The sequence below is a fragment of the Pseudomonas sp. RIT-PI-r genome, from assembly GCF_001297015.1.
In the GTDB taxonomy this organism is placed as follows: Bacteria; Pseudomonadota; Gammaproteobacteria; order Pseudomonadales; family Pseudomonadaceae; genus Aquipseudomonas.
Genome location: NZ_LIGE01000002.1, coordinates 1 through 508 on the forward strand (window position 1 = coordinate 1; position 508 = coordinate 508).

General features: G+C 47.6%; 2 tRNA genes and 1 rRNA gene. All 3 read right to left on the reverse strand.

Annotated elements, in window-relative coordinates:
• Positions 1-180 precede the first annotated feature (180 nt).
• Positions 181-256 (reverse strand) — tRNA-Ala (locus AK821_RS00005).
• Positions 257-286: 30 nt separating this feature from the next.
• Positions 287-363: transfer RNA gene (locus tag AK821_RS00010), tRNA-Ile, on the reverse strand.
• 81 nt (positions 364-444) lie between these two features.
• Positions 445-508 (reverse strand): 16S ribosomal RNA (locus AK821_RS00015); the annotation flags it as partial.

Sequence of the window (508 nt, forward strand, 5' to 3'; positions counted from 1 at the left end):
TAAGAGAACTCACAAATTTTACCTTAGCCTGATCCGTTACCAGTGAAAGTAACGTTCAGTCTATCTTTCTATCACATACCCAAATTTTTAAAGAACGAACTAGTCAAAGACTAGAAATCAACATTCACCATCACAACGATGGAATGCTCATTTCTAAGCTTTATACTTCAGAAGCAGTAGTGGTGGAGCCAAACGGGATCGAACCGTTGACCTCCTGCGTGCAAGGCAGGCGCTCTCCCAGCTGAGCTATGGCCCCGTATTTCTACAGGCGTTTCCCACACAAAATTGGTGGGTCTGGGCAGATTCGAACTGCCGACCTCACCCTTATCAGGGGTGCGCTCTAACCAACTGAGCTACAGACCCAATTTCGGGCTGCTTCTTTCGTCTTCTTCAATGAATCAAGCAATTCGTGTGGGAACTTATGGAGCAGCTGATGTCGTCGATTAAGGAGGTGATCCAGCCGCAGGTTCCCCTACGGCTACCTTGTTACGACTTCACCCCAGTCATG